Origin of the sequence: Pseudochrobactrum sp. AO18b, from assembly GCF_000409565.1 — a bacterium.
GTDB classification, from domain to species: domain Bacteria; phylum Pseudomonadota; class Alphaproteobacteria; order Rhizobiales; family Rhizobiaceae; genus Pseudochrobactrum; species Pseudochrobactrum saccharolyticum.
In genome coordinates this window covers 1-7,502 of record NZ_ANNO01000057.1, presented here as the reverse complement: position 1 = coordinate 7,502, position 7,502 = coordinate 1, and the positions used below count along the sequence as shown (strand labels likewise).

The window sequence follows — 7,502 nt, the reverse complement described above, 5'->3', positions numbered from 1 at the left end:
AACGCAGCTGGCAGGTTGCCCGTGCCTTGCCGGAGATGGCATTGACCGGTGCCTCCGGCACGCCTGATGTCATGGCGAGAATGGCAAAGCTGTTCCAGCCATAGACGCGCTCGGCTGGGGTCAGACCGGCTTCGCCCCAGTCTTTATCAATGCTCGGGCCGGTTTCCATATCCACCGGCAAATCACGGAGTGCCGCGCGGATATTGTCGGTCAGGCTGGTTGGCCGCCATTCCGGAATGCGGATCTGGCCGCGTTCATCGGTGATTGTCGCCAGCGCCTGCACGAGACGCATTGCCGGATCGGCAAGCAAGCCGCCCCAGTTGCCGGAATGATGTGCACCCTCTCGTTTTTCTACAATCAGATCGACCGTGACTGCACCGCGTGCGCCCATGAAAACAGTCGCCCTGTCCGGTTGCAGTCGCGGGCCGTCGGAGGCAATCAGCACATCGGCAGCGAGTTCCTGTTTGTGTGATGCGCAGAAGGCCTGCAAACCCGGAGAGCCGTTTTCTTCGGCCATTTCCAGCAGAATGGTGGCGTTGAAACCGAGCTTCCCATGCACGGCAATCAGGGCTTCAAGTGCAGCAATATTAATCAGATGCTGCACTTTATTATCAGCTGTGCCGCGCCCGTACCAACGGTCACCTTCTTCGGTCAAAACGAAGGGTGACAGGTCTTCGCGCCATTGTCCGGTCTGCGCATGAATGACATCGCCATGGCCATAGATCAGCACTGTCGGCAGAGCAGCGTCTTCTATGCGGCGGGCGATCATCAGGGGGCCGCCTTCAGCCACCGGATTGTCGTAAATTTTGATCTCAAATCCTGCAGCCTGCAAACGCGGCGTAATGGCTGTATCCAGATAATCTGCCAGCACGGGTTTTCTTTCCGGTACCTGACTTTCTGTCGGATAGCTCACCAAAGCGGCCAGTTCGGATTTCATCGTGCCGCTGTCGAAATAGGTTTCGATCCGGCTGATAACAGTCTCACGCAAAGTCATGGCTGTTCTCCTCGGTGACCGCATCACCCCATGGCGACATAATCTCGGTGCAGCCGGAGTTCAGATCGCCTTCACGCATCACACCGGCAGGGCATGCAAAGGCGAAAGGCCAGACGGTGCGGCGGGTGGTGACCGTACGCGCGACTTTGTTCAGCTCCGCAATTGTATCCGCTGGCAGGCTGTCATCTGCGATAATGACATCGGCGGCAGACATGTCGAGACGCGGCTGATGGAAAGCACCTTCAATATCCATGCCGGAATCGACGATGAAAGAGGAAAGCTGGGCAACAGCCGAGACAATCTTACGGCCGCCTGATGCACCAATGGCGAAGCGGCGTTCGCCTTGCTCACCAAGGGCAGGGCAGACATTCATCAGGCACTGGCGTCCCGGTTGCAGGGAGTTCGGTTTGCCCTGTACCGGATCGAACCACATAATGCCGTTATTGAGCAAAAAGCCGGTGGAGGGCGAGACGACTTTTGAGCCGAACAATGACAGCAAAGTCTGTGTCATCGAGACCATATTGCCGTGACGGTCAACGACGGAGAAATGTGTTGTGCAACCCGGTGCTTTCGGCACTTCGCCGTCATCACCCATATTTTCCAATCGCTGCTGATAGGCATGGCGCAGCGCTTTGGCGTAGCCGGTATAGGCATCAGCGTCCGGCTGGCCTTTGCCGATTTCCGGCAGGGCTTCAAAGGCTTGTCTCATGGTCGGGCCGGCGGTCAGATGCGGTGTGACATAGAATGTCGCATCGCCGCGCTTAAAGCTCAGCGGATCGGCAATGGTTGCACGGTAATCACGCAGATCCTGCATTGATAATGAGCCGCCTTTTGCGCGGACATCTTTGACCAGTGCCTGTGCCAGATCGCCTTCATAGAATGTGCGATAGCCCTGTTCTGCCAGCTCGGTCAGGGAAGGTGCATAGCCGGACATATCAACGCGTTTGTCGGACAGGCTCGTCCAGCCATTGATCATCGGCCATTGGCCGTCTTCCAGAAACAGTGCTGCGGCATCCGGGTCTTTGGCCAGCTCGCGGGTTGCGCCTGCGATAACAAGCGCTGCATACCAGTCAACCGGCAGGCCTTCTTTTGCGAGTTTAATTGCCGGAGCCAGCAGTTCCGCCCAAGGCATGGTGCCCCAGCGTGCATGCGCCTGACCGATGCCGTCGATCACGCCCGGTACTGCAACGGCAGTTGCGCCCATAATATTACGGTCATCGACCACGGCTTCCCACGGGAAAAGATCGGAGTTTTTACCGGCACCGGAGAGCGGATAATCGGCAGGGTTAAGCTCCACAGGCGCACGCATGGCATAGGTCACGGCATGGGCTTTGCCGGAAGCTGCATCCCAAACCATCATCGCGCCGCCACCGGCAGGGCCGGACATCCACGGCTCAAGCACACCGATAGCGAAGGAAACGGCCGTTGCTGCATCCATCGCATTGCCGCCTGCTGCAAGCACTGCCGCACCGATTTGCGCTGCGCGGCTGTTTTGTGCTGCTACGACACCACCTTTAGTGCGGATGACATTCTTGCGAGTAACTTGCGTACGGGAAAGACTGGTTTGCATTTCAGTTCCTTAATCAGTTCAGGCAGGCAGTGCAGTGGCATTGGTATAAAGGTGGCAGGCGACACAACCGCTGCCGCTTTCCTGCAAGACAGGGCGGGACTGATCGCAGGGGGTAAAGCGGTCAGGGCAGCGCGGATGGAAGGCGCAACCCGAAGGCGGGTTGATCGGATTGGGATATTCTGTGCCGAGCTGCGTGTCCGGCACGCCGAGTTCCGGTTCCGGTGTCAGCACAGAATCCAGCAACGCCCGTGAATAAGGGTGGCGGGCATTGCGGAAAATGTCTTCAGTTTCGCGCTCTTCAACAATGCGCCCGAGATACATCACCGCAACGCGTGTTGCGAGATATTCAACAACCGCGAGATTGTGGCTGATGAACAGATAGGTCAGACCGAGTTCACGCTGCAGGTCACCAAGCAGGTTGAGAATCTGGCTCTGCACGGAAACATCGAGTGCAGATGTCGGTTCGTCACAAATGACAATTTCCGGCTTCATAATCAGCGCACGGGCAATAGCGACACGCTGGCGCTGGCCGCCGGACATCTGGTTCGGATAGGCGTTGAGCATACGCGAAGGCAGCCCGACGACATCCATAATTTCCTTCACTTTCTTTTCGCGCGATGCCTGATCGCCGACGCTATGCACCACGAGCGGTGCCATAATGATCTGGCGGATAGTTTTGCGCGGATTGAGCGAGGAATAAGGGTCCTGAAAGATTGGCTGAATACGGCGCGACAATTCAAAACGGTTTTGCTTGGTGATATCCTCGCCGTTAATTTCGACACGTCCACTGGTCGGCTTTTCCAGCCCGAGCAGGATTTTGGCCAGCGTTGATTTTCCGCAACCGGATTCACCGACAAGGCCAAGAACCGAGCCGCGCTCTACCGTCAGCGAAACATCACTGACTGCTGCCAGTGGTTTTTTGCCGGAGAAAAAGCCCTGTCGTACCTGATAGATTTTGGAGACATTATGGAGTTGTAAAACTGGCTGGCTCATAGCAAAGCCTCCGCAGGCTGACGCATGCCGTTTGCATGGACGCACTGTAATGTATGATGAGCGGAGAGATCACGCTGCGGGATAGTTCCGGTGCAGGCTTCAATCGCCTCAGGGCAGCGGTCGCGGAAGATGCAGCCGGTATGACGTCCGACCAGATTTGGCACAATACCCGGAATTGTGCCCAGCCGTTCCCCGCGCTTAATGCGCCCCGGTATTGGAATACAGTCCAGAAGCCCACGCGTATAAGGATGTGCAGGATTGCGGAAGATTTCGCTGACAGAACCGGCCTCAACCAGTTCACCGGCATACATCACAGCAACTTTGTCGGCGATACGTGCAACGACACCGAGATCATGGGTGATCAGGATCATCGCCATGCCCATTTTCTGCTGCAGGTCTTTAAGAAGACGCAAGATCTGTGCCTGAATGGTTACGTCCAGAGCGGTTGTCGGTTCATCGGCGATCAGCAATTCCGGCTCACACATCAGCGCCATTGCAATCATGATACGCTGACGCAAACCACCGGAAAGCTGATGCGGATATTGGTTGAGACGGCTTTCTGCAGCGGTAATCCCGACCATACGCAGAAGATCGGCAGCGCGTTTCAGTGCTTCAGCTTTGCTGACAGATTTATGCAGGCGCAATGCTTCTGCCAGCTGGCTGCCGATCGTATAGGCAGGGTTCAGGCTGGTCATCGGCTCCTGAAAAATCATCGCCATACGGTTACCGCGCAGCGCACGCATTTCCCGTGCTGTGGCTTTTTGCAGATCAATGCCGTCAAAGCTCATTTCAGCCGCATTGCGCTGAATACCCGGTGACAAAAGCCCCATCACCGCAAGCGAGGTCAGCGATTTGCCGGAGCCGCTTTCACCGACGATACAGAGTGTCTCTCCCGGTTTAACCTCGAGATTGATGTTGCGCACGGCATGAAGGGTGCCCGCGGCGGTGGGGATGTCCAGTGTCAGGCCCTGAACTTTAAGAATAGGAGCAGTCATTGGTTTTCTCCTCAGTTCCGTCCGCCCGGCGCGGTAATATCGCGCAGGCCGTCGCCCATGAGATTGATCGCCAGTACCAGCACAAACAGCGCAACACCGGGGATCATCACAAGCCATGGCTCGAACAGCATCATGTCTTTGCCCTCGGAGATCATCAGGCCCCAGCTGGCTGTCGGCGGCTGCACACCAAGACCTAAGAAGGACAAGGCGGCTTCCAGCAAAATGGCATGCGCCATTTCCAGCGTGGCAACGACAATCAGATTGTTCATCAGATTAGGCAGGATTTCGGAGATCAGAATGCGCGGTGTGGATGTGCCGATGGCATAGGATGCCGCCACATATTCCCGCCGCGCGATCTGGAGGGTTGAAGCGCGCATGACTACCGCATAGCGATCCCATAATAACAGTCCGAGAACGGTGGCAACAACAGTCAGTGAGCCGCCAAACAAGGCGACAACGGCCAGTGCGACCAGAACAACCGGCATTGCGAGACGCACATTGATCAGGAATGTTACGACCGCATCCACACGGCCGCCGAAATAACCGGCCGCAACGCCCATAGCCGTGCCGATAATGCCGGAGATCAGAGCTGCCGACAGGCCGATAAATAATGAGACGCGCGCACCGTGCAGCAGACGGGCGAGATAATCGCGGCCAAGCTGGTCAGTTCCCAGAACGTGATCGGATTTACCACCTAAGAATTCCGGCGGCACCATACGGTTCAGCAGATCCTGCGTATAGGGATCATATTTGAGAAGCATCGGAGCAAAGATTGCAACCAGTGCAATCACAGCCACGATGATCGTGCCGATCATGAAGCCGCTATGACCGAAAATACGGCGGCGCAGAATGGCAGACGGGGACGGTTCCAGAATTTGTTCTGCGGTCGGTATGGAAGAAAACGTGGTCATGAGGTCCTCATGCGTGGATCAAGCCAGGCATTCATGATGTCGGCGAGCAGTGTGAAGACGATGTAAAACATGGAGAAAAGCAGAATCAGTGCCTGAACGGTCGGCAGATCATTGCGGGTGATTGACTCCCATGCGAGCAGTCCGGCACCCGGCAAAGCGAAGACAGATTCAACAACAATTGAACCGCCGAGCATGAAGCCCATCTGCACGGCTGACAGTGATACGACAGGGATAATCGCATTGCGCAACGCATGGGTGAACAGTACCCGCCATTCCGATGACCCTTTGGCACGGGCGGTGCGAATATAATCAGATGAGAGAACTTCAAGCATACCGGCGCGGGTGAGGCGCATAATTGCAGGCATGGCATAATAGCCGAGTACAATGGTTGGCAGGATAAAATGCTGCCATGTCTTGGCACCGGATGCAGGCAGCCAGCCGAGATCAATGGAGAAAACCGAGATCAGTACAAGAGCAAACCAGAAACTCGGCATTGCCTGTCCGGCGACAGAAATAAACAGCGCCAGCTTGTCGGTCAGCGAGTTCGGGCGTTTGGCAGCAAGCACACCAAGCGGTACAGCAACCAACAGAGCAAAAACGATAGCAGTCAGGCCAAGGCGCATTGTCACGCCAAGCCGGCTGGAAATGAGATCTGCAACCGGAAGTTTGAAATAATAGCTATGGCCAAAATTGAAATGTGCGGCATTCCACAGCCAGTCCGCATATTGCAGCAGCATCGGGCGGTCAAAACCGTAAAATTCGCGGATTGTCTGAATGTCCTGTGCACTCGCGCCTTCTCCGGCGATGGCAGTCGCAGGGTCGCCGCTCAGGTAAAGCAGACAGAAACTGATAAAAGACACGGTCAGCGCAACCAGTAAGGCAAGGCCGAGCCGCTTGAGGATGAAACCAAGCAAGTTTTGCTCCGTCAAAATCGTTTTAGGATATGAGGGGTGTGGCCGGAGGTGACAGTGCAGAACGCATCAGCTGGGTACTGCGGGATTTCACCTGTTAACGGATTGCCGGCTTATGCGTCATCAAAGCGGAATGATGCAGACGCGATACCGTGCAAACCGGAAATATTCTTCAGCCGTTTACTGCCAAAGCTGAATTAAAAAATATCGGCTACCGGCTTATTTGGCGTGCTGAAAACCACGGCAAAGATTTTTTGATTTTTCATTGGCATTCCCCTTTTGTATTGTATTGCAATACTTATGATCGCATGTTAATATCGAACCATAGTTTTCCCTTCTGCGTCAAGAGTTTTTTGCGACTGGAGTGTACCCCATTGAGTGAAAGCGAAAGAAATCCCTTAATTATCAGTTCGCTAATAAAAGCGATGACCCTGTTGAAAGCCTTCGGGGAGGGAAATGCTGTTTTGGGTATTTCTGATCTTGTGCGCATAACGGGCATTGAGAAAAGCAGTGTTCAGCGCATCCTCGCCACGCTCTATGCGGAAGGCATGCTGAACCGTGATAATCATAGCCGCCGTTACCGGCTATCAAATCAATGGCTGCATATGGCCTATGCCCATTACATTGCAGAGCCGCTGACGTCGCAGGTTATGCCGCGTCTTTTCGCCTTGCAGCAGCAAATCGGGCAGTCGTTCAATCTGGCAGAAATATGTGACACATCAATTATTTACTCGGTGCGTCTTCCGGTGCAACGTACCAATTTTGAAGGTACATTGGTCGGGCGTACCCATCCGGCGCTGAACACTTCTGGTGGCCGTGCCATTCTCGCCACATGGGACGCAGATGCACGGCAAGACGCTGTAAAAAACTGGCCGGTGACGGAATATACCCCGCGCACGACAGTTGATCGCGGGGAAATTTCAGAGCTTGTTGAACAGGCGCGACAGGATGGTTTTGCTGTCTCTGTGGAGGAAATCCTGCTCAATGAAATCGGTATCGCGGCACCGATTAAGTCGTCCAGCGGTAAAGCGCGTGCAGCAATTCACTGTTCTGTTTCGATGGCTGACTGGTCGGTTGATCGTGTCCGCAAAGAAATCGCGCCATTGCTGGTCGATACAGCACGAACAT

7 protein-coding genes are annotated in these 7,502 nt (G+C 55.1%); 1 reads left to right on the top strand and 6 read right to left on the bottom strand.

Annotation, left to right across the window (positions count from 1 at the left end; translation table 11 throughout):
- The 6 genes from A918_RS0102765 to A918_RS0102740 form a co-directional block, all read right to left on the bottom strand.
- On the bottom strand, window positions 1–994 hold a 994-nt coding region (locus A918_RS0102765; protein ID WP_022709580.1), incomplete at its 3' end, for a M20/M25/M40 family metallo-hydrolase.
- Window positions 981–2,564 (bottom strand): gamma-glutamyltransferase family protein, encoded by a 1,584-nt coding sequence (locus tag A918_RS0102760; RefSeq protein WP_022709579.1) that lies wholly within the window; start codon window positions 2,562–2,564, stop codon window positions 981–983. The genes A918_RS0102765 and A918_RS0102760, both read right to left, overlap by 14 nt.
- Before the next feature lie 18 nt (window positions 2,565–2,582).
- The gene (locus A918_RS0102755) at window positions 2,583–3,557 is read right to left on the bottom strand and encodes an ABC transporter ATP-binding protein (RefSeq protein ID WP_022709578.1); all 975 of its coding nucleotides are present in this window, start codon (window positions 3,555–3,557) and stop codon (window positions 2,583–2,585) included.
- Window positions 3,554–4,552 carry an ABC transporter ATP-binding protein gene (locus tag A918_RS0102750; RefSeq protein ID WP_022709577.1) on the bottom strand — a complete coding sequence of 333 codons (999 nt, stop codon included), beginning with the start codon at window positions 4,550–4,552 and terminating at the stop codon, window positions 3,554–3,556. The genes A918_RS0102755 and A918_RS0102750 overlap by 4 nt, the downstream gene beginning before the upstream one ends.
- An 11-nt stretch (window positions 4,553–4,563) precedes the next feature.
- Entirely contained in the window at window positions 4,564–5,463 is a 900-nt protein-coding gene (locus A918_RS0102745) for an ABC transporter permease (RefSeq protein WP_022709576.1), read from the bottom strand.
- The gene (locus A918_RS0102740) at window positions 5,460–6,377 is read right to left on the bottom strand and encodes an ABC transporter permease (RefSeq protein WP_022709575.1); all 918 of its coding nucleotides are present in this window, start codon (window positions 6,375–6,377) and stop codon (window positions 5,460–5,462) included. The genes A918_RS0102745 and A918_RS0102740 overlap by 4 nt, the downstream gene beginning before the upstream one ends.
- A gap of 461 nt (window positions 6,378–6,838) precedes the next feature.
- On the opposite strand from A918_RS0102740, the gene A918_RS0102735 reads away from it, so the two are divergent.
- A partial coding sequence (locus A918_RS0102735) for an IclR family transcriptional regulator (protein ID WP_245257282.1) occupies window positions 6,839–7,502 on the top strand: 664 nt, incomplete at its 3' end.

Bases quoted from the DNA above. Each gene is read 5' to 3' on its own strand.
- A918_RS0102760 (WP_022709579.1), bottom strand. From the start codon at position 2,564: ATGCAAACCAGTCTTTCCCGTACGCAAGTTACTCGCAAGAATGTCATC.
- A918_RS0102755 (WP_022709578.1), bottom strand. From the start codon at position 3,557: ATGAGCCAGCCAGTTTTACAACTCCATAATGTCTCCAAAATCTATCAG.
- A918_RS0102750 (WP_022709577.1), bottom strand. From the start codon at position 4,552: ATGACTGCTCCTATTCTTAAAGTTCAGGGCCTGACACTGGACATCCCC.
- A918_RS0102745 (WP_022709576.1), bottom strand. From the start codon at position 5,463: ATGACCACGTTTTCTTCCATACCGACCGCAGAACAAATTCTGGAACCG.